This window comes from Nocardia sp. BSTN01 (genome assembly GCF_015354405.1).
Lineage (GTDB): Bacteria > Actinomycetota > Actinomycetes > Mycobacteriales > Mycobacteriaceae > Nocardia.
On sequence record NZ_JADKYP010000019.1, the window covers coordinates 18,475 to 39,401 of the forward strand.

The window sequence follows — 20,927 nt, forward strand, 5'->3', positions numbered from 1 at the left end:
CTAGTGCGGAAGTAGCGGCTGCGACAACCCTTGTGCCGGAACGAAAGCGCCGGAGCGTCGATCGTGGATGGTCGATTCGGGCGCGGAGTACCCATCGACCGAGGGGAAGATCATGGCCATCGTCCACCCACTGCCGACGACCGAGGGCGAGCGGCGCACGCTGGCGCTGGACAGTCCGGTGGATCGCCGGCGCATCGGCGAACTCGGGGTGGACACCACCGCCGAGGTGCGAAGCGCGGTCGCGCGTGCCCGTGCCGCTCAACCGGCCTGGGCCGCCCGCAGCATCGCCGAGCGCGCCGAGATCCTGCGAGCCGCCGTCGGTGTGATCGTCGCCCGGCGCGCGGAGATCGCCGAGACCATCCGCATCGAGACCGGTAAGCCCGAGGCCGAGGCGCTCGGCGTCGAGATCGTGCCCGCCTGCGACTTCCTCAACTACTGGACCGGACGCGCCCGCCGTGATCTGCGCTCGCACCGGCAGCGGCTGCACGGCTATCTGAAACCGCTCAAGAAGCTGTATATGCAGTATCAGCCGCTGGGCGTGATCGGTGTCGTGACGCCGTGGAACGCCCCGTTCGTGCTGTCGCTCAATCCGGTGGTGCAGGCACTGCTCGCGGGCAACACCGTGGTGTTCAAACCGTCCGAGGTGACGCCGCGGTCGGGTGAATGGGTGGCGCGGGTGCTGCACGAGGCGGGGGTACCGGAGGATGTCGTGCAGGTACTGCACGGCGACGGCGAAACCGGGGCGGCGCTGGTCGATGCGGACATCGACAAGGTCTGCTTCACCGGCAGCGTCGGCACCGGCCGCAAGATCGCGGCCGCCTGCGCGACCCGGTTGCTGCCGTGCACGCTCGAACTGGGCGGCAAGGACGCCATGATCGTCTGCGCGGACGCCGATCTCGAGCGCGCCGCCGCCGGTGCGGTGTATCTGTCGATGTTCAACACCGGCCAGGTCTGCATGAGCGTGGAACGCATCTATGTGGTCGACAGCGTCGCGGACGAATTCATCCGGCTGGTCACCGAGAAGGCCGCGGCGGTCACCTACGGTCCCGGTGACACCGATATGGGCCCGCTGTTCTGGGATCGTCAGCGCGACATCGTGATCCGCCACATCGACGATGCCAGGGCCAAGGGCGCCGACATCGTGGTGGGCGGCGCCGCGGACACCGGTGACGGCCTGTACTTCCAGCCCACCGTCGTCGTCGGCGCGCATCACGACATGGACCTGATGACCGAGGAAACCTTCGGTCCGGTGACCGCCATCATGCGGGTCGGTGACGAGGACGAAGCCATCCGGCTGGCCAACGACTGCAAATACGGGCTGAGCGGCTCTGTGTTCACCAAGGACGCCGCCAAGGCGCGGCGCATCGCGGCCCAGCTCACCACGGGTTCCGTCGTGCACAACGATGCGGCCGTCATCTACGGAGTACCCGAGGCGCCCTTCGGCGGACGCAAGGACAGCGGCGTCGGCCAGGTCAACGGCCCGGGAGCGCTGCGCGGCTTCACCCACGCCCAGCCGGTCCTGATCGATCGCTGGCAGCCCAAGCAGGAAAGCATCTGGTACCCGTACTCGGAGAAGACCATTCGCAACCTCGACGGTCTCATCCGCTACGGATTCGGCAACAAGATCATGCGCAAGCTGCTGTCCTGACGAGCGCGCTCACGCCGTGCCCGGGCCGGGCAGCAGGGCGAGCAGATTGTGGACCAGCGGTCGCTCGTCGCCGGTGCGGTGCGCGGTGTAAATGGTTGTGTCGGCATCGGTTTCGGTCAGCGCGATGATGCGAGCCGAGGCCGGTGCCGTGAAGGTCGCGCTGCGCGGTGCGACCGTGATGCCCAGACCCGCGGCCACCAGATAGAGGATGATGGTCCAGTTGGTGGCCTCCTGCACGATATGGGGCCGGCGACCCGATAGCAGCAGCGGCGCCAGGTTCCGGTCGTGGGCCAGCGAGCCGGCGGCGCGGGGGAAGAAGACCATCGGGTGGTCGACCAGATCGGCGCCGGTGACGGTGGCGCGCGTGGCGAGCGGATGGTCGTCGGGCACCACCGCGACGAACGGCTCGGTCATCAGCGGTGTGATGGTGGTCCCCGGCTGTGGGTCGGGATCGCGCACGATCGCGAGGTCCAGGGCGCCGTTGGCGAGCCGTTCCATCAGATGGCTCGTGAATCCCTCGACCAGGTCGACCTCGACCAACGGATAGCGGTCGCGGAACGCGCGCACCCCGCGCAGTGGTTCGAGCGGCAGTACCGACGGCACGAAGCCCAGGTAGAGCGTCCCCTGACCGCCCTGCCCGATGCGGGACACCTCGGCCAGATCGCGGTGCGCATGCCCCAGCAGTGCCTCGGCCCGCTCACGCAATACGACGCCGGCGGCGGTGAGGGCCACCGTGCGCGAGGTGCGATCGAACAGGCGGGCGCCGAGCAGCGTCTCGAGCCGCCGGATCTGCTGGGTCAGGGCGGGCTGGGCGATGTGCAGGCGGGCCGCCGCGCGTCCGAAATGCAGTTCGTCCGCGACGGCCAGGAAGTAGCGCAGGTGTCGCAGCTCTACCCCGTCCATATACCGCCATCCATAAGTTCAAGATATCAATCGGAGCTATCGAATATTGGACGCTATGGGTTGCGGCGCGCATCCTGGTGAAGTGATTCTCGTCGAACCGATGTCCGGGCCGGCCGACGCCGCCGCCTTCAAAGAACTCAATCTGGAATGGATCACCGCTCTGTTCGGCGTCGAACCGGCCGATCTCGCCACCCTGGACAACCCGCAGCGGATCGTGGCGGACGGCGGGCAGGTGCTGATCGCACGCGACGGTGACGACCGCGTCGGCTGCGTCGCCCTCGTCGCGGAGGATCCGGGTGTTTTCGAGATCTCGAAAATGGCGGTCGCGCCGCCGGCCCGGGGCCGGGGGATCGGCCGCCTGCTGCTCAACGCCGCCATCGACCACGCTCGCGCATCCGGCGCGACCTCGCTGTTCCTGGCGAGCAACGGACGCCTGGCCGATGCCGTGCACCTCTACGAATCGGTGGGATTCGTCCACGTGCCACCGGCGCAACTGCGGCCGATCCCCTACGATCGTGCCGACGTCTTCATGAAATTCGATCTGACGCACCAGATTTCGGCCGTCCGACCCCTTCTCGGGACGATCAGTTGATGGGCGGACGTCCCTGCGTGTCCACGCCCGAGCCGTTCCAGTGGAACGACACCGTCGTATAGGTTCCGTCGGAGCAGGCGTTGCAGCTGCCCGGCGTCTTGTAGGTCAGTACGACGGTGTCGTCGGTACCGGCCCGGGTGTCGACGGTGGTGAACGCCTGGGCTTTCGGCGTCGCGGTGCCGACGTAGTCGCCCCGGTGGAACAGCAGTGCGTGCTCCGGTGAGCTCGCGGTGGCCCTTTGGATGGTCACCACCACGACCGACAGTGTCGAACACCGGTTGTAGGTGCCGCGCAATGCGGGCGGGTTGTCGTTCCACGCCCAGCTGACACCACCACCGGCGTCGTACGGGGGCAGGGTCGCTACGGCCCGGCGAATCTCCGCCGCCGAGAGGTCGGCGGCGCAGTCCGCCGAGCCGGAATTCTTAGTGGCGGGCGCGGTTTCGCGCGTGGTGTGGTCGGCCGGTGTCGGTGACACCGCCGCAGGTGAAGCGGAACTCTTAGCGGCGGAAGCATTCTCGGTCCCATTTCCGCAGCCGGCCAGCGTGACGAGAGCTACGCCGGCGACCACCGGCAGCCATGCCCTCCGGAGTGGTCGGCGCGGGAGGTGAGTGGCGGCGAAGCGTGGCGCGGCGACGGTCATATGTCGAGTGTGGCGGATGGGCCCGGTGAGTCCCTTCGTTTTCCGAGCGAACGGTGACCCCAGTTTTCGTGTCAAGCAACTGGAACCTGCCGGGCGGCGCGGCAACTGCGTAGCGTTCGACGGACACGTCGCCGGGGGAACGGCGACGTCGTCGGCTTCTGCAGAACAGGAAGACATCGTGTCCGAATTGTCGCTCGCCGCCGCCCCGGAACCCCGACCGCAACTCAGCGCCCGGGAAGTGGAAGTACTGCTCGCGTGGATTCTCGGCGAGACCAAAGGCGAGGTCTGTCGCAAACTGTTCATCGCGCCCGGAACGGTCAACACCCACCTCGCCCGGATTCGGGAGAAGTACCGCGCCGCGGGCCGGCCGGCGCCGACGAAGGCCGCCCTCCTGGCACGCGCCCTGCAGGACGGGTATCTGGATCTCGACGACATCTGACGGCGTGACGGATCAGCCCGGGGCGCCGGCGCGCGGACCGGGGGCGTCGATTTCGATCCGCCGGATGCCGGAGCCGGGATCGTTGACGACGACCGTGGCCAGAATCGCCCTGTGCGGCGGCAGAATTCGAACATGAACCGTACCGGCAGCCGTGGTGGCCAACTCCGCGGCGACGGTGCCCAGTATCCGGCGGCGGGCGGCGGCGGGCAGGTCGTCCAGGCCGTGGTCGTCGATCAGGACGACGTCGACGCCACGTAACCGCGCGTCGCGCGCCGCCGTCGTGACCGGTTCGGCGGCGAGCACGGGGGCCCGCAGCGTATCGCGCAGATGCGCCTCGATCAGGCGGCAGTCGTCGCGGGTGCGGTCGTCGAGCGGCTGCGGGCCGGCGATGCGTTCCAGAATGGGGCGAACCATATCGTCCAGGCGCTGGATCTGGGCCCGGCGTTCGTCGAGGGCGGCGGCCGCCGCGGCTTCCGAGCCCACCTGCCGGGTCGATTCCTCCCGCAGCCGGAAGATGGCCCCAGCGGCGGGGCGCAGGGTGTAGGCGAAGAAGGTCGCCATCATCAGTGGTCCCAGATTGATCGCCGAAATCGCGACGCCGTGACCGAAACCCTGCCCGCTCTGCCACGACCACACGGCGGAGATGGCGATCATCGACAGCAGACCGGCCCATGCGGCGCCGGTCCGCCCGCGCACGCACAGGAATGTCGCGGTCACCGTCCCGCACCCGAACGACCACAGTTGCGCGACCGAGGTCGGGGGAATCGGCAGGTTGAACAGGGTCAGCGCCGCGGTCGCCGGAATCGAGACGGCCAGCGCGGCGGCCGCGGGCAGGGGCAGCGGATCGGGCCGGATGCGCAGCAGAGCCGCGGTCGCGGCGGCGGTGACGGCCAGTCCCGCGAGCACCGGCCACAGGTGACGGGTCTGCTGGGCGGACGAAAGGCTCAGTGCCGCTTCCGAAATCAGGTAGAAACCCGCGATCAGCCAGGCGGGCCGGGTATCCATGCCCAGGAGGGTGCGAGCATCGCGGACGGGTCCGGTGGCCGCGCTCATCGCCCGACCGCCCGCCACGACAGGTGAATCCGGGTGCCGGCGCCCGGACGGCTCCGCACCTCGACCTCGCCGCCGGGCATGCGGCGCACCCGTTCCACGATGCTGACGGCCAGTCCGAGGCGGTGGGAGGGGACCTTCGCCGGATCGAATCCGCGGCCGTCGTCGGTCACGACGAGTTCGATCCGCCCGTCGTCGAATCGCAGGTGCACCGTGCGCGCGGCATCCGCTCCTGCGTGAATGACGCTGTTGCGCACGGCTTCGGCGACGGCGGCGCCCAGGACCTGTATCGGTTCGGCGGGAAAGTAGCGGTCGCCGCCGGCCGGGTCCTCACGCACCGTGACCGGCAGCCGGTCGTCGACGTCGGCGACCGCGGTGCGGATGTGCGCGGCCGCCGTCGCGGCCGTAAAACCTCGTGCGCCTTCGGAACCCACGTCGTCCAGCTTGCCCAATGCCAATTCGGCCTGGTGGCGTACCTCGTCGCGCTGAGTTCCGCGCGCGGCTGCCAGCAGGGTCGACATCACCCAGTCGTGCAGCAGTGCGTTGAACCGGGCGCGTTGGACGGTGCGCGCGGTCGCCGCCGCGGCGGCGGCCGCGGCCTCGTGGGCTTCGGTCCGGGTCGCGTCCAGAATCCGTCCGGTGCGCATCGCCATCAGCCCGGCCGCGACGAAGAGCAGGCAGAAGCTGATCGCGAACATGAGGTCCGGGACGAGGCGGCCGTTGTGTCCGGGCGCCCGGCAGAAATGGTTGACCAGCTGGACCGGGATCACCGCCGCGAGCAGTACGGCCACGGTGCGGCCCGCGGGCCAGACCAGTGCCGCGGACAATCCGGCCAAGCCGGGAATGGTGGATATCCAGGCATCGGCGCGCAGCAGTTCGCCGTTCCACGCCACGGGCCACAGGGCGGCCGCGACCACGAAGCCCAGGGCGGTGACGGCGGCGGTCGCGCGGACCCACCGGAGGTCGGGATGAAACGAGAGCAGACCCATCACCACCGCCGGGCCGTAGACGATGCCCACGGCGAGCACGGTCCACCAGAGGGCCAGGTCGTCGGCCTGGCTGATGATGGTCGCGGCCATCAGGAACAGATAGGCCACATACCCGGACGACAGGAAGCGGGCGAACAACCGGGTGATGCGGTCCTCGGCCGGTCCGGCCGTCGTCCGTGCGCGACCGGCGTCCGGATCTACCGGCGTCGACGTGGTATCGGCAGCCACCCGTCCTCCAGAGCGCGTTTGAACAGTTCGGTTTTGGTGCGCGACGGCCGCCCCGCCTCCGCGTATTTCTGCCGGATCCGGGCCAGATAGGCGTTGACCGTGTCTTCGGTCAGGCCGGTGAGCCGCGCGACCCGGGCCGCCGGTTCGCCCGAGGCGTACAGGGCCAGGACATCGCGCTGGCGGGGGCTGAGCGTGACCGTGGCGAAGTTCTCGTCGGAGTCGATGGCGATCGCCCACTCCGTCGTCGGCACCTGGTGTCCGGCCGCGGCATCGCGCACGGCGGCGGCGACCACCTCGTCGCGTTCCGACTTCCGCACCACGCCGAGAACGCCGGCTCGGGCGGCGGCGCGCACCAGGAACGGTTCGTCGCCGGAGGTGAACACCAGGGTTTCGATGCCGGCGGCCCGCAGGTGCTCGATATTGGTGGCGGGGGAGGACCCGTCGGGAAGCCGCAGGTCGAGCACGACGAGTGCCAGATCCGTTGTGACGGCCAGTAATTCGGTCACCGATGCGGCCGTGGCCGCGATCGTGACGGTGGGCTCGTCGGCGAGGATCTGGCGCAGCCCCGCGATGGTGACCTGGTGATCCTCGACGACGCCGATGCGATACGGGCTCTCGGCCGCGACATTCTCCTGCACCCTGCCCCCTCCTGTGCCGGCCGTGCCCGGCGGCGCCGGTCTCGGCGCGCGAATCCGGCAACGGATGATGATTGTTATTCACTCCGCCGGGGTAATTCATTACGTCCAGCCGCTCGAGGGTCTACGGACGATTGACCACCCGTCGTCCGAAACGCCGACTGGCGCACTCGCTGCGGCGGGGCAGACTGAGCGGTATGGGATGGCAGCGCCCCAGGTTCGAGGAAGGAGGCGTGGTGGTCGTGACGGCAGAACCGCGCCATGTGCCCACGGTGACGGTGGATTCCGACGATCTCGCCGAACTGATCCTCGCCGTGCATACCGTGGTCACCGATGTGCCGCGCCGGCTACGCCGCCGGCAGGGCAACGTCGTCGACATCGTCGCGGCGACGGTCAGTGATATCCGGCCCACGGACGCGGGACGCCGGCATCGACTGCTGCGCACCCCGGCAGCGGCCTTCGCGGTCACCCAGCGCGGCGAAACGATCGACGTCGTCGTCGAGCACGGCGATACCGTCGCCTGCGCCAGCTTCTTCGATCAAACGCCCGCGGCCCACACGGATTTCGCCGCCTGGCTCGCCGAACACACCCACGACGCCCTGCGCGACCGCCACATCCACTCGATCCTGACCTGAGCGTCGCGCCGCCGCCGGTCCCCCTTATCCGTTACTGCCCAACGGGTTGGCTCTCGAGCGGTGCCAGCACCGCCGCCAGTCCGGGCCGGGCGGCGTCGCCGGCCGCGACGGTGTATTCGAACTGCAGATCCGCTCTGCGGCAGATGTTTTCGTCACGTTGCAGGCAGCGTCCGAGTTCGGCGAGAATCCGGGCCTCGGCGTACCCCGACGGGACGTCGGGCCGGGGCGCGGTCGCCGTGCCCACCCAGTACGCCGGTGCGGTCCGGGGCAGGCGGGTGCGCAGCAGCGCCGTCGTGTCGCGGCCGTCGTCGCCCGGCGGAAGCGGAATCAGTGCGACCCAGCCCGAAATATCCATGCGCACAAGGACTCCCGGCAGCGATTCGACGCGGTGACGCAGATCGGCCGCCGCGTCGCCGATGTCGGGACCCAGCCGGAAGACCGTGATCAGGTAGCGCTCGGCGAGCCGCATGGGGGCGCGCCCCGGCCATTGCTGCGGATCGCGGCCGGTGAGCAGGGTATCGGTCACCGCGCGCCGGTGTTCCATGAGCTCATAGTGGGGATCGTGCGCGCGGTCGGTCGCGGCCTTCACGATGCGCTGGGTGAGCAGCGAAATCCGCGGCCACCAGCGATTCCGGGAGCCTCGGATACGGCGGCACCACCCTGTAGAACCCGTCCACCATCGCCACGACGCTGCGGTACAGCCCCTCGATTTCCGGCCCCGTGGGCAGTGTCATGGCAGGCCCCTCCGTCCCGCGCGGCGACGACATTCGCTCGATGGTATCGGTGCCGGGCCGGGGTGGTAGGCGGTTGCGCGGGCGACCGGATCGACTCCGGCGATCCGATCGGCCGTGGCGAGCGGGATCGGGGTGCACATGGCGGGTTCGTCCGCGGGGACCTACCAGTAACGGACCTGCTTCCCGTCGGTGTCGGTGATGAAGACGAGGGCGTCGGCGGTGTCGAGATCCGCCCGTCGCAGCGGGATGTGGCCGAGGACCATCGGTTCACCCGTGGCGATCGCCGCCGGTAGCGAGTCACGCAATTCGCTTGCGGGAAAAAGGGTTCGGCGTGTCGTCGCCTGCCCCAGCGCGCCCTGCAGGGTGGCCGGATCGCAGGCGGGGGCGCCGTCGGTCGCCACGACCGTGTAGCGGTCGGCGAGCGAGAGGGCGACGAGCGCCCCGGCTCCACCCCAGCCGGGCGTGTCCTCACCGGGGGAGTGCGCGCGCTGGAGGTGGGCGTTGTGCGCGAAGACGAGACTCGGCCCGCGGTGGCGCTCCCGCTCGGCGATCGCCAGCAGGTTGTCGGCCATCATCTCGGCGCGCACGCTCAGCAGGGCGGCGAGGCGATCGGTCGCCGGAGTGGCCATGGCCGCGTGGTAACGCAGCAGCCCCAGTGCGGTGCGAGCCTGGGCGACGGCCCGGTCGTAGCCGATCGGATCGGCCGGTCGCAGACCGGGACCCGCGCGGTGCAGGGCGCCGGCGAGGTCGTCGGCGACGACGCGCAGGGCACGGGCACGGTCGGAATTGCCGACCGAGGCGGCCGGATCGAACATGGCCGCCTCGTTCGTCCACTCGGCATCCGCACCGAGCAGCGCGTCGAGGTCACGTGCCGACTCCGGCCGCAGCGCCGCGGGCAGATAGTCGGTGACCGCCGACAGCGTGTGTCGCGGACTCGGCGCGGCGGAGATCTCCACCGGCGCGTCGAATCCGTAGCAGTGCACGTGATCTCGCGGCGACCGGCCGGCATTGTAGGCGCGCAGCCAGGCGACGAGTTCGCGGTTGCCCGGGACGGTGCCGAAGCCGTGGCTGAATCCGGTGGCGAGGACCTCGTCGATATCGGCGGTGGCGCCGCGGACGTAGTCGTCGACGCGGGTGGCGGCGAACAGATCGATCTCCAGCGCGATCGACCGGAATCCCCGCTCCACGAGGTGGGCCAGAATGTCGTTGCGCAGCAACGGGAATGCCGCGATTCCGTGCGTCGGCTCGCCGAGTCCGAGCAGCGCCGGAGGTTCGGGGCGCGCGGCGAGCAGTTCGTCGAGCGTGCGGCCCAGACTCACCGGGTCGTCGAGTGGGCGGCCGACGGCACGCAGGGTGGTGGCAGTGGACATGGATACCCCTTTCCGGCAGCGAATACCCTCGACGCTATCGTTGAAGGGTCGGGTGAAACTTCTGCGGAAACGAGCTGGGAAAACATCGGTCGAAGTCTCAAACGGAGGTACACCCTGCGACCCGTCGATCTCGCCCGCGAACACGGATTGTCCCCGCAGGCGATCCGCAATTACGACGATGCGGGCATTCTGCCGCCGACCGAACGCACCGAGACCGGTTACCGCCGCTACACCCCGCGGCACGCTCTGGCACTGCGCGCCTTCCTCGCTCTTCGCGCCGGGCACGGGCATCGGCAGGCCGCGGAGATCATGCGCGCGGTCCATCGCGACGACCTGGAATCCGTCTACCGGCTCATCGACGCCGCACATGTCGCACTACTGACCGAACGCGGCATTCGCACCGAAGTCGCGACGGCCCTGAGCGGCCTGTCCATCGCGCCCGCACCGGTTCCCGGGCCGCCGCTGACCGTGGGCGAACTCGCGCGCCGGATCGGGGTGCATCCGGCGACCCTGCGCACCTGGGAAACCCACGGCATCCTGCGCCCCGACCGCGATCGGGCGACGGGCTACCGCCGGTACGGACCGGACTGCGTGCGTGACGCCGAGATCGCCAGGCAACTGCGCCGCGGGGGTTATCTGCTACCTCAGGTCGCGCAGTTCCTGGAGTCGTTGCGCGCGGCGGGCGGCGCGGCGGCGTTGAGTGTATTTCTCGAGGTGTGGCAGCAGCGTCTGATGGCCCGTAGTCGCGATCTCCTGGCCGGCGCTGCCCGGCTCGACGAGTACCTGACGTGGGTGAATCCGGCCCGGTAGCCGCTCCGTGTCTCGCGCGGACTCGTAATGGGTTGTGGCGCTTGGCCGATGGGTATGTCAGGGACATCATCAGACCGAAGGAGGCAGCGTGAAACGATGGATCGTGCGTACGTTGGCGATGGCCGGTGCGGCAGCGCCACTGGCGTTCGGCGGTGTGGCCGGCGCGGAACCGTCCGGCCCCGTGTACTTCTCCGCGGGGAGTTTGAACTGCTCGATCGCCGACGACGGCAGCGTGGGATGCGACCTCGCCAGTCCGACCTGGATGTCCATCCAGCTCGGCGGCAACGTCTCGGTGCCGGTGCCCTTCGTCCGCGAGGTCGTCATCGACGTGCCGTGGGCGCCCGCGCATCCGGGGTTCGATGCCGGGACTCCGCACACCCTTCCCGGCGGCAACCCGGATATCTCGACCTACGGCCAGAGCGCCGGGTCCGGGCCGACGGCCGGACCCGCGGTCTCACATGCCGGGGCGACGTGCGCGGTCGGCTTCCACGGCAGCTTCTCCTGTGATGCCAAGGGTCACCACTTCTTCTACTACGAGCAGATCACCGGCAGCTGATCCGGCGGACGCAAACCCTGTCGCGCAATTGGCCCGCACTCCGATGGATTGGGACGAATTGCGCGACAGGCTTTTCCGGGCCGGTTACGTACCGTTCAATTCGGGCAGTTCGCCGCTGGCCCAGCGCGCATAGGTGTGCTCGGGCGTGACCGTGACGACGTCGGTGATCGCGAGCAGGTCGGCGGGGATCACCCGGTCGGCGAAGTGGTCGAGGCTCGGAACGACGACGGCCTCGGCATCGAGTCGCACCACCGCGTCGATCAGCTGCTGGATCGGATCGCAGGTGCGGTTGCTCAATGCCACGGTCTTACATAGGTTGTAGCCCAAACGCCCTGCCAGCCAGCGTATCTGGGACTCGTCCCAATGCTGGTGCCGTCGCGACACATCTCTGCGTAGATATCCGAGGGCAAGGAAGGTCATATCGGTCCATCCTCGAGTCGACTGCACGCGGGCGAACTCGGTGGCCAGGGAGCTTCTCTCTCAGCATCTTTCTGGCAAACTCCAGCTTAACGGTGTTTTTCGTGCCGTGACAACCAGTGCCCCCGGGACCGGCAGTCGGGTGTCCGGTCGAGTTTGCTGAGGCGGGCACCGATCCGCGCAGGTAGCGGCCATTTTTCGGCGGCCGGGGCACGGCGCCGAAGATCAACGGGGACAGGCGTTCAGGGCACTTTCATCGCCGCCGTATGCCCCCTGCTCCGCACCCGGCGGTGCGGGTGGAAAGCGGACATCAGTGCACCGGATGTCCCTCGGCGATCAGCAGATCCACGGCATCGTGGTCGAAACGGCATGGCCCATGGTCGATCTGCGCCGGAAACACGCGTGGCCCCAGCACCACACTGTGCTGGGGCCACGCGAAGGCCGACGGTCTCGGCCGGTATCGGTCAGTCCCGGTCGAATGCCGGTTCCGAGGTGTCCGGCTCGGCGGCCTCGCTGCCGGCGGACAGGTCGTAGCCGAGCCGCACGTCGTGTTCGACCGCGCCGCCGGCCACCTCGACCCGGGCCTCGCGCGGCGGGTAGCCGCGGACCACGACGGTGTGGGTGCCCTCGGTCAGGTCGGTCACGCTGTAGCGGCCCTCGCCGTCGGTGCGGGCCGTGCCGAGCACCGCGCCGGTCTCGTCGACAACCGTGACCAGCGCGTCGGGAACCGCCCGATCGCCGGCCCGGACCGAGCCGGTGAGCACCGCCAGCGGGAACAGCTCCACATCGTGGTGCAGCACGCCGCTGTCGGGCACGGTCAGGGTCATGGCGGCCGGACGCAGATGCGCGGCCACCGCGACCAGCGTGTAGGTACCGCCGACGACACCCGAGCACAGGTATCCGCCGTCGGCATCGGTGACCGCGGCGCCGACGACCTGGCCCCGCAGATCGGTGAGGGTGACGGTGGCGTCGGGAACCGCCCGGCCCGCCGCCCGGACGAAGCCGGACAACTCGCCCGACCCGTGCAGGGTGACGTCGAGGCGCTGCGGCCGCCCGTCGACCGCGACGGTGACCGCGGTCGGCTGCTGTCCGCGCGCCGAGACGATCAGCACGTAGCTGCCGGGAGCCGGCGGATCGATCACGTATCCGCCCCGCGGGTCGCCGGTGGCGCGGGAGACCTGATGTCCCTGCTGGTCGATCAGCGTCAGCGCCACCCCGTCGAGCGGATGGCCGTCGGTGCGCAGCACCTGTCCGGTGATCGAGCGTTCCGACCGGGCGGGCGGTGCCGCGGCGGGCAGCACCGCGGTGGCCGCGAGGGCGTGGCGACCGGCGGGAACCGGATGTCCGTTGGTGGCTGGCCGTCCCGTTTCGGCCTCAGCGTCCGCGTCGGTAACCAGGCCGGCGTCGGCCGCCTCGGCCAATTCCTGTGCCTCGTGCTCGACGTAGTCGCCGCGGGCGAACCAGGAGGCGATCGAACCGAGCAGCATCATCACCGCGGCGGCGAGGAACACCACCACCAGGCCGGAATGGAACGGATCGGAGATCAGATGCGGGAAGAACTCTTGGCCGGTCAGCACATCGGAATGCACGCCCGGCTGGTCCAGCGTGCCGCTCGGGCCGAGCAATTCCTTGAACGGGTTGTAGCCGAGGAAGGTCGCGAACAGGCTGCCGACCGGCGGCATATCCGCGATCTGTCCCGCGACGTCGGCGGGAACGCCCTGGTTCTTCAGCCCGGAATTCATCGCGCCGGGCAGCGTGCCGGACAGGCCGACGATCATCAGCGAGAAGAAGATGCCGATCGACAGTGCCATACCGCCGTTCATCAGCGTCGCGCGCATACCGGAGGCGACACCGCGCTGCGAGGCCGGGACCGCGGACATGACCTCGGCGGTGTTCGGCGAGGTGAAGATGCCCATCCCGAGGCCGTTGAGCAGAATGATCAGCGCGAACAGCCAGTAGTTGAAGTTCACCGGGATCACGATCAACAGGACGAAGGTGACCGCGGCGAGCAACAGGCCGCCGGTGGCGAACAACCGCCCGCCGAAGCGGTCGCTCAGATATCCGGACAGCGGTCCCGAGACCAGGAATCCGATGGTCAGCGGCAACATGTAGATACCGGCCCACAGCGGCGTCGATTCGAAGTCGAAACCGTGCAGCGGCAGCCAGATGCCCTGCAGCCAGATGATGAGCATGAACTGCAGGCCGCCGCGGCTGATGGAGGCCATGAGGCTCGCGAAACTGCCCAGCGCGAAGGTCCGGTTGCGGAACAGGCTCAGGTGGAACATGGGCTGGCGCGACTTCGCCTCGATGACGCAGAAGAGCACGAGCAGCACGATGCCGCCGATGACGCCGGTCAGCACCCAGGGGTTGCCCCAGCCGGTCTTGGAGTCGCCGTAGGGCTGGATGCCGTAGGTGATGCCGGCCAGCAGCGCCGTGAGGCCGAGGGCGAAGGTGACGGTGCCGGGGAGGTCGAGCGATCCGGGAGTGCGCGCGCCGTTGTCGTGCAGCGACTTGTAGGACCAGATGGTGCCGAGGATGCCGAACGGCACGCTGACCCAGAAGATGGCCTTCCAGTCCCATTCGGCGAGCAGACCGCCGATGAGCAGACCCAGGAACGAACCCGCGACCGCGGCGACCTGGTTGATGCCCAGCGCCATACCGCGCTGTCTGGCGGGGAAGGCGTCGGTGAGGATGGCCGTCGAATTGGCCATCAGCATGGCGCCGCCGATACCTTGCGCCACGCGCCAGGCGATCAGCCATATCGCGCCGCCGCCGAGATCGAACGGATCGAACGACAGCGCTATCGCGCAGAGGGTGAATATGACGAAGCCGAGGTTGTAGATGCGGACGCGGCCGAACATGTCGCCGAGGCGGCCGAACATCACCACGAGCACCGCCGAGGTGAGCATGAAGCCCATCAGCATCCACAGCAGGTAGCTGACGTTGGCGGGTTCGAGCGGGTTGAGGTGGATCCCGCGGAAGATCGCCGGCAAGGAGATGATCACGATCGACGAGTTGATCGTGACCATCAACATGCCGAGGGTCGTGTTGGACAGCGCCACCCACTTGTAGTGCGGGTGGTCCTGATCTACCCGGAGCCGGCGGCCGACGGTCTGGATGTCGGCGGCATCCAGGTCCTCGGCGGGTTGGGCGGAAGCCAAGTTCTCTCCCTCATCGACAGGAAAACGGAATGGGTCTCCAAATAATATAGTTGCGATGGCTAACTAATTGAAGAGGAGTATGTCACGTCTGAATTGTCCGGACTTTAGGTTTGATTCGGCGGGCATGCGATGCGAGCGCGACGGGATCGGCGTTCTCGAACGGGGGACACAACGGCGGAAACTTCCGGCAACCGCTGGCCGGCGGGTAGCGTATCGCCGCGCAACACTGCTTTCGGATCGCCCTTGTGTGTCATGAACCCGACGGTTTCACCTTTTCGAAAGGAATTGCATGCCAAAGGATTTGACGCAGTTGCAGTTGCTCACCGAACTCGAGCCGGTCGTCGCGAACCAACTGGACCGGCATCTGGCCACCGCCAAGGAATGGCACCCGCACGATTACGTTCCCTGGGACGACGGCCGCAATTTCGCGGCACTCGGTGGCGTCGATTGGGATCCCGAACAGTCCCGCCTGTCGGAAGTGGCGAAGATCGCCATGATCACCAACCTGCTCACCGAGGACAACCTGCCCTCCTATCACCGGACCATCAGCGAACATTTCTCCCGCGACGGCGCCTGGGGAACCTGGGTCGGGCGCTGGACCGCCGAGGAGAACCGCCACGCCATCGCCATGCGCGACTATCTGGTGGTCACCCGCGGGGTCGACCCGGTGGCGCTGGAGCAGGACCGGATGGTGCACATGACGCGCGGAGTGCACGCGCCGGATTACTTCCACGGCATGCTCGACCAGGTCGCCTACGTGACGTTCCAGGAGTTGGCCACTCGTATCAGTCACCGCGCCACCGGCCGGGTGTGCAACGACCCGATCGCCGACACCATGCTCGCGCGGATCGCGGCCGACGAGAACCTGCACATGATCTTCTACCGGTCGCTCGCGGCGGCGGCGTTCGATCTGGCGCCGGATCAGGCGATGGAAGCGGTCACCAAGATCGCGAAGACGTTCGCGATGCCCGGCAACGGAATGCCGAACTGGCGGCGCAACGGTGTGCTGATGGTCAAGCACGGCATCTACGATCTGCGCCAGCATCTCGACGAGGTGCTGAATCCGGTGCTGCGGCACTGGAATGTCTTCGGCCGCACCGATTTCACCGAGCGGGGCGAGCGCGCCCGCCGGGAGCTCGCCGACTATCTCGACAAACTCGGGCGCGACGTCGTGCGTTTCGAGGAGCAGCGGGCGCGCATCCTGGCCCGCGAGGCCGCCAAAGCGGAGGCCCGAGACCCCGCCCGGGTGTGACCGGGCGGGGAGATCATCGGGCCATGGGTTTGCCGTGGCCCGGTATCAGCAGCCGCGGCCGTCGTGCGATCAGCGATTCCGCGGTGGTGTGAGTCTGTGCCTCGTCGTGGTTGAAGACCTCGGGTAGTGCTTGGAGTCCGGTGTCGGGCAGCAGTGGATGACCGGTGACCAGTGCGTCGCCGCTGAAGAGGATGTCCTCGTCGGGCATGAGATACGCGGTGTGGCCGGTGGTGTGCCCCGGCGTGGGGACGGCCACGATACCGCCGGGCAGCCGGCGCAGGGCATTCTCGTCGCCGGTGGTGGCGGTGGGCACGCTCATGCGGACGTGGCCGCCCAGCGCGCGCAGCGTCTGGAACACCCACCGCGGTCCCCCGGGAGTGCGGAGTTGGCGGGCCATATCGGCGGGAGTGATCTGCTGCAGATACTCCCGGCGGGCGTGCGCGGCCTCGTCCGCTCCCGTGTAGACCGGCACACCGGTGCGTTCGACCAGGGTCGGGATGGCGCCGATGTGGTCGAGATGGGCGTGGGTGAGCAGAATCGCCGCCAGGTCGGCCGGTTCGTGACCGATCTGGCGCAGGGAATCGAGCACCGCGCCGGTATCGCGCGGATAGCCGGCGTCGACGAGGACCACGCCGGAGTCGCCGGTGATCAGCGACCAGTTGACGTTCGTCCCGGCCACCACGTACACCGAATCGGCGACCTGCTCGATGGTGCTCATGCGACGGCCCCCGCACGTTCGAACCGATCCCATGACGCCGGAGCGATCACCTGCGCCGCGAACGAGCACGGCGGGATGATTCCCCTGGCGCGGCCCGCAGTCCGGCAGAGGACGGACCGGTGCTGCCGGTCGCCGAGGTCGAAGTTGTTCTGCACACCGGCGATCGTGGTGCCGGTGGCCGCATCGCGCAACCCGCACCGCACTCGGCTCGACGATCCGTCGCGACGGACCGGCCGATGCCGCGTCGGCGACCCCGGCGTGCGGCTCAGCACGCGGCGCGGGTGGGGATCGAAAGTGGTTGTCCGGCAGCCACTTCGGCGGGACCGCTCGGCGTCTGCAGGGTGATCGGATCGCCCGAGGTCAGGGCCACCGTGGTGGTCGCGGGTGCGATGTGGACGGTCAGGCGGGCGTCACCGACCGCCAATTCGCGCACGGTCAGGCCGGCGGGGAAGCCGCTGGGCAGCATCGGATCGATGGCCGGGCCGCTGTCGGTCCAGCGCCATCCGAGGGGTGCGTAGAGCAGACCCTGCAGAAATCCCGCGGCGCCGGTGACGAAGATCCACGCCGACTGTCCCTGCGCGTTGGCCCCCGACCGGTCCCCGCGTGCCTCGGCCTGGAATTCGTACGGTTCGCGGGCGTAGGGCTGCACGGATCGGTCCAGGTAATCCTGGGTGCGGCAGGGCTCGTAGCGGGCGCTGAGGATCGCGCCGACGCTGTTGCTCATATTCGGGCCGTCCGGATCGGTGCGGTCGAAGTAGTACCGCATGGTCGCGGCCGGCGAATAGCCGGGCGCCGCGTAGGTGAACGGATAGCTGAGCAACACGGTATCGGCCTGTTTGATCGGAGCGCCGGTGTAGCCGAGATATTCGGCGGGCACCCCGGGCGCGATATCGGGTGGCATCGCCATATGCGCGCCGATATCGGCCCAGCGCGGGTCGACGGGAAGTCCGGACAGTCCGGCCGCTCGGGCGGCGATGTCCATCGTGTTGCGCACGCCGCCGTTGGTGAGGGCATTGTCGATCGAGAAGGCGACGTACTCGTCGGCCCCGGCGGCCGGGGCGAAATGGTAGGCGCCGTCGGGCAGTTTCGGCCCGATCCGCGCGGTCAGATAGTCGGCGATCGCGGTGATCACCGGGGCGCCGCGGGTGCGCAGCCATTCGCGATCACCGGTGGCCAGGTAGTACTGCCATTGGGCGAGGGCGATCTCGTTGTGCAGATGTTCCTCGGTGAGGCCACAGCCGATCGGGGACGCGCAGCGCTGGGCGGGCCCGTCGTCCCACGGATACAGCGCGCCGGGCAGGCCGTAGCCGCGGGCGTTGGCCCGGGCGGCGGGCAGCGCGGCGGCCCGGAATTCGACCACGGTGCGGGCCAGGTCCGGATACAGGGCCAGCAGCGTCGGGAAGATCCAGGTCTCGGCGTCCCAGAACGTCATGCCCCCGTAGTCGTCGGACGACAGTCCCGCCGGTTGCACCGACCAGCGTTCGCCGGCGCGGACGCTGGCCAGGACGGAATACAGTGCGGCGCGGATCCATCGGGTGTAGTCGGTGCGGCCCGGGATGTCGAGGGCGGGCTGCCACAGCCGGTCCCACTGCGCCGCGTGGGCGGAATGTGCGGCCTCGAAGCCCTGGGCGCGGCCCGATTCGGCCGCGGCGGTGGCGGCGGCCAGGGGATCGGGTCCGTAGTCGGTGGAGGAGATGCCGGTGTAGGCGGTGAAGGTGTAGCTGTCGTCCCCTGTAACGGGCAGAACGTATCGGATGCCGTCGGCGCCGGGGAGTGCGGTGCCGACGGCCTGCGGCGGGGAGTCGACCGACGACACGACGAACGCGGTGTCGGCGGTCCCGTCCGCGCGGACTCCCGCCACCGTGCGTCCGGTGCTCGGATCGGCCGTCGTCGTCACCGGGACGACTCGCCGCGCCGCCGCGCCGTCGATCCGGTCGACGACCGCGACCTCGCCGGGGCGATCGGGTGTGACGGTCAGTTTCTGCACCGCGAGGTCCGGCCGGTCGCGGGAGACGAAGGTGTCGTAGCGAAGCCGCAGCCGGTGCCGCGGGTCCGGTGTCCAGTCGGCCCGGGTGGTGACCGTCGCGGTGCGGTAGTCCAGCGTCTGCCGGTACGTGTGCACCGTCGCCGGATCCACGTCCGCGTCGTAGCGGTGACCGTCGACTTCGACGGTGAGTCCCGTCCACGCGGGCAACGCCGCGATCACCTGCGTGTACTGCGGCGCCCGGAGGTACTCCGGCGACAGTGCTGCCTGCGCGTAGAAGCCCGCCAAATACGTTCCGGTATAACGGGATTGCTGCAGCGGGAACGAGGTGCGCACCGCGTCGCCGTAATCGTGGTACCCACCGCCGCTGGGCGGCAGCACCGTCCCGATCCGGCCGTTACCCAGATAGGGCGCGGCGTGGAAATCGCCGGGTGCGAACGTATCCGACGTCGCGGACCACAGTGCGTCCGCCGGGGCCGCGGTCGCCGTCGGCGGCGGTGCGGCCACCACACCGAGGACGACGATCACTACCGGCCACAGGCGCCGACGCCGCGCAGCGGGCGTCCTTCGGATCGGGCTCACCCCGACGATCGTGGGAACCTGCCGCCGCGCGGTCAACCCGACACGCACGGTGCCGCGATATCGGGACGCGAATATCGTCCGGCGCCTCAGTTTTCGGAGAAGTCGATTCGGTTTCCGGAGAAGTCGATCTGGGCGGCCGCGTTGCCGACCGCGGTCACCATGCCGGTGCCGATCGGGCCGCGCGAGTCGAAAAGGGTTGCGGTGCCGACGGATACGCCGTTGCCGGTGAGATGGGTCTCGGCTTGCAGCCCGATCCGGTCACCGACAGGCAAGCGGTCGAGTGCGACGGTGAGATCCGCGTTGATGTATCCGATGCCCTGCGATCCCCAATTGGTCACCAGGCTCGTGGACTCGGCGGCGACCACGGCCTCCACGAACGCGCTGCGTTCCTCGCCCTCGACCGCCCCCAGCGGGACCGCCCACAGGCTCTTGCGGCCGGAGTTCTGATGGTCGCCCATCGACGTCGACCAGTCGTTGTCGCTGCGGTACCACCAGTCCACTCCGGCGTCGGTGGGCGGATCGAACGGATGCTCGGAATGCCACTCCTCGCCGGGAGGGGCGTCGGTGGCGCGCAACTGGACGAGCCGCGCCTCGGCGACCTCGACCTCCCCCTGGCGAACCGTGGCCGAGGCGATGTGGATCCGCCGACCGGCGCGGATCACCTCGGTGTGCACCTCGAGGGGCTGTCCCTTGGCGGCCTTGAACAGATCGATGGTGAACCGAGCCGGGACGAAACCGGGCAGCCCGTGTTCCCGTTCGAGGGTGCGCGCGGCGGCCGCGCAGACGGCGGGGCCGCTGAGCATGTCCGCACCCCAGCGGCCGTACGCCCACTTGCGGGGCAGGTACCGACCGTCGTCGTCGACGGTGAACATGGCAGGCATATCGGTCATCAGCCCATAGTGTCCTATCGCTTCCGGCGGCCTGCGACCGACTCACTTGGTGGGCAGGGCGTTCTGCAACCCGCCGACGTCGGTGATCTTCCAGTCCGAGTTGCGGTCGATGGTGAGCGAGTAGGTCACGGTGGTGCGACCGCCGTCGGGTGTCTGCGCGCTGGTCGAGGTCACGTCCAGATAGGCGTTGACCTTGTAGATGCCGTCGGATTCGGAGGTCACCGCGGCCGACAGCGGCGTGGCTTTCGAGGTCCACTGCAGCGGCAGGAGGATCTGCTCGAGTTGCGGGGCGGTCGCGTCGAACTTCGCCGCCAGCTGGGGCGTGGTGCCGGCCTTCAACCGCTCGATCCAGCTCTTCACATCGTGGTAGTCGATGGTCGAGGCGCCGACGGCGTACTTCGACGCGATATCCGCGGCGTGCCGGTCGTCGGCGGCGGCGGTATCGCGATCGGACAGGGTGGAGCGCGCCGAGAAGTACAGGCACCCGAATACGATGCTCGCCGTCAGCAAGGCGACGATCACCGCCGTGACCAGTACGGTGGAGAGCCGGACGGCGATCGTCAGCGCGGCTCGTCGCTCACCGGCGGGCACGGAAGCCGGTGTGGCACCGGTGTTTTCGTCCTTGCTCTCCTCCGCCGCGGCCGGGGTGTTCTTCTCGTCCACTGCTGTGCTCATCGGTCGGTTCCTCCTGCCG

General features: G+C 69.0%; 20 protein-coding genes and 1 pseudogene. 7 read left to right on the plus strand and 14 right to left on the minus strand.

Annotated features, from left to right (window positions below):
• The first annotated feature begins 112 nt into the window (after positions 1–112).
• Positions 113–1,648, plus strand: a complete 1,536-nt coding sequence (locus IRT45_RS17480; protein WP_194806915.1) for an aldehyde dehydrogenase family protein — start codon at positions 113–115, stop codon at positions 1,646–1,648.
• 9 nt (positions 1,649–1,657) lie between these two features.
• Here the strand turns inward: IRT45_RS17480 and IRT45_RS17485 are convergent, their stop codons facing one another.
• Entirely contained in the window at positions 1,658–2,551 is an 894-nt protein-coding gene (locus tag IRT45_RS17485; protein ID WP_194806916.1) for a LysR substrate-binding domain-containing protein, read from the minus strand.
• 82 nt (positions 2,552–2,633) lie between these two features.
• Between IRT45_RS17485 and IRT45_RS17490 the strand changes: the two genes are divergently transcribed.
• The gene (locus IRT45_RS17490; protein WP_309241023.1) at positions 2,634–3,143 is read left to right on the plus strand and encodes a GNAT family N-acetyltransferase; all 510 of its coding nucleotides are present in this window, start codon (positions 2,634–2,636) and stop codon (positions 3,141–3,143) included.
• On the opposite strand, the gene IRT45_RS17495 is transcribed toward IRT45_RS17490, so the two are convergent.
• Positions 3,136–3,618: an LppP/LprE family lipoprotein gene (locus tag IRT45_RS17495; protein ID WP_194806918.1), complete on the minus strand. Its 483-nt coding sequence runs from the start codon at positions 3,616–3,618 to the stop codon at positions 3,136–3,138. The two genes, IRT45_RS17490 and IRT45_RS17495, sit on opposite strands and share 8 nt — an antisense overlap.
• Before the next feature lie 244 nt (positions 3,619–3,862).
• Between IRT45_RS17495 and IRT45_RS36965 the strand changes: the two genes are divergently transcribed.
• Positions 3,863–4,222 (plus strand): LuxR C-terminal-related transcriptional regulator, encoded by a 360-nt coding sequence (locus tag IRT45_RS36965; RefSeq protein WP_375540116.1) that lies wholly within the window; start codon positions 3,863–3,865, stop codon positions 4,220–4,222.
• A 12-nt stretch (positions 4,223–4,234) separates the two neighbouring features.
• Here the strand turns inward: IRT45_RS36965 and IRT45_RS17505 are convergent, their stop codons facing one another.
• The 3 genes from IRT45_RS17505 to IRT45_RS17515 are packed head-to-tail and all read right to left on the minus strand — an operon-like array spanning position 4,235 to position 7,127.
• Positions 4,235–5,227, minus strand: coding sequence for a hypothetical protein (locus tag IRT45_RS17505; protein WP_194806920.1), 993 nt, complete (start codon positions 5,225–5,227; stop codon positions 4,235–4,237).
• A 44-nt stretch (positions 5,228–5,271) separates the two neighbouring features.
• On the minus strand, positions 5,272–6,489 hold the full coding sequence (locus tag IRT45_RS37780) for a sensor histidine kinase (protein WP_194806921.1): 1,218 nt from the start codon (positions 6,487–6,489) through the stop codon (positions 5,272–5,274).
• Entirely contained in the window at positions 6,459–7,127 is a 669-nt protein-coding gene (locus IRT45_RS17515) for a response regulator transcription factor (protein ID WP_194806922.1), read from the minus strand. The genes IRT45_RS37780 and IRT45_RS17515 overlap by 31 nt, the downstream gene beginning before the upstream one ends.
• A gap of 239 nt (positions 7,128–7,366) precedes the next feature.
• On the opposite strand from IRT45_RS17515, the gene IRT45_RS17520 reads away from it, so the two are divergent.
• Entirely contained in the window at positions 7,367–7,759 is a 393-nt protein-coding gene (locus IRT45_RS17520) for a hypothetical protein (protein WP_194806923.1), read from the plus strand.
• Positions 7,760–7,790: 31 nt separating this feature from the next.
• Here the strand turns inward: IRT45_RS17520 and IRT45_RS17525 are convergent, their stop codons facing one another.
• Both IRT45_RS17525 and IRT45_RS17530 read right to left on the minus strand, forming a co-directional pair.
• Positions 7,791–8,303, minus strand: a complete 513-nt coding sequence (locus IRT45_RS17525; protein ID WP_228534517.1) for a hypothetical protein — start codon at positions 8,301–8,303, stop codon at positions 7,791–7,793.
• Between the two features lie 351 nt (positions 8,304–8,654).
• The gene (locus IRT45_RS17530; RefSeq protein ID WP_194806925.1) at positions 8,655–9,863 is read right to left on the minus strand and encodes an erythromycin esterase family protein; all 1,209 of its coding nucleotides are present in this window, start codon (positions 9,861–9,863) and stop codon (positions 8,655–8,657) included.
• 114 nt (positions 9,864–9,977) lie between these two features.
• On the opposite strand from IRT45_RS17530, the gene IRT45_RS17535 reads away from it, so the two are divergent.
• A complete protein-coding gene (locus IRT45_RS17535; protein WP_194806986.1) occupies positions 9,978–10,673 on the plus strand; it encodes a MerR family transcriptional regulator in 696 nt (231 codons plus the stop codon).
• An 88-nt stretch (positions 10,674–10,761) separates the two neighbouring features.
• Positions 10,762–11,229, plus strand: coding sequence for a hypothetical protein (locus IRT45_RS17540; RefSeq protein WP_309241025.1), 468 nt, complete (start codon positions 10,762–10,764; stop codon positions 11,227–11,229).
• Between the two features lie 84 nt (positions 11,230–11,313).
• Here IRT45_RS17540 and IRT45_RS17545 read toward each other — a convergent pair whose 3' ends face one another.
• From IRT45_RS17545 to IRT45_RS36980, 3 genes and pseudogenes are all read right to left on the minus strand, one after another.
• On the minus strand, positions 11,314–11,649 hold the full coding sequence (locus IRT45_RS17545) for a hypothetical protein (protein WP_039782552.1): 336 nt from the start codon (positions 11,647–11,649) through the stop codon (positions 11,314–11,316).
• A gap of 461 nt (positions 11,650–12,110) precedes the next feature.
• Positions 12,111–12,947 (minus strand): collagen binding domain-containing protein, encoded by an 837-nt coding sequence (locus IRT45_RS36975; RefSeq protein WP_375540117.1) that lies wholly within the window; start codon positions 12,945–12,947, stop codon positions 12,111–12,113.
• Positions 12,948–13,088: 141 nt separating this feature from the next.
• Positions 13,089–14,681, minus strand: a pseudogene (locus IRT45_RS36980) (MFS transporter); the annotation flags it as partial.
• Between the two features lie 415 nt (positions 14,682–15,096).
• Between IRT45_RS36980 and IRT45_RS17555 the strand changes: the two are divergent.
• Positions 15,097–16,059, plus strand: a complete 963-nt coding sequence (locus tag IRT45_RS17555; protein ID WP_194806926.1) for an acyl-ACP desaturase — start codon at positions 15,097–15,099, stop codon at positions 16,057–16,059.
• Positions 16,060–16,072: 13 nt separating this feature from the next.
• Here the strand turns inward: IRT45_RS17555 and IRT45_RS17560 are convergent, their stop codons facing one another.
• The 4 genes from IRT45_RS17560 to IRT45_RS17575 all read right to left on the minus strand — a co-directional run bounded on the left by IRT45_RS17560 (position 16,073) and on the right by IRT45_RS17575 (position 20,908).
• A complete protein-coding gene (locus IRT45_RS17560; protein WP_194806927.1) occupies positions 16,073–16,777 on the minus strand; it encodes an MBL fold metallo-hydrolase in 705 nt (234 codons plus the stop codon).
• A gap of 265 nt (positions 16,778–17,042) precedes the next feature.
• The gene (locus IRT45_RS17565) at positions 17,043–19,391 is read right to left on the minus strand and encodes a glycoside hydrolase family 65 protein (protein WP_194806928.1); all 2,349 of its coding nucleotides are present in this window, start codon (positions 19,389–19,391) and stop codon (positions 17,043–17,045) included.
• Between the two features lie 38 nt (positions 19,392–19,429).
• Positions 19,430–20,233 carry an acyl-CoA thioesterase domain-containing protein gene (locus IRT45_RS17570; RefSeq protein WP_194806929.1) on the minus strand — a complete coding sequence of 268 codons (804 nt, stop codon included), beginning with the start codon at positions 20,231–20,233 and terminating at the stop codon, positions 19,430–19,432.
• A gap of 42 nt (positions 20,234–20,275) precedes the next feature.
• Complete coding sequence (locus tag IRT45_RS17575; protein WP_228534518.1) at positions 20,276–20,908, minus strand: hypothetical protein; 633 nt, start codon at positions 20,906–20,908, stop codon at positions 20,276–20,278.
• Between the last annotated feature and the right edge of the window lie 19 nt (positions 20,909–20,927).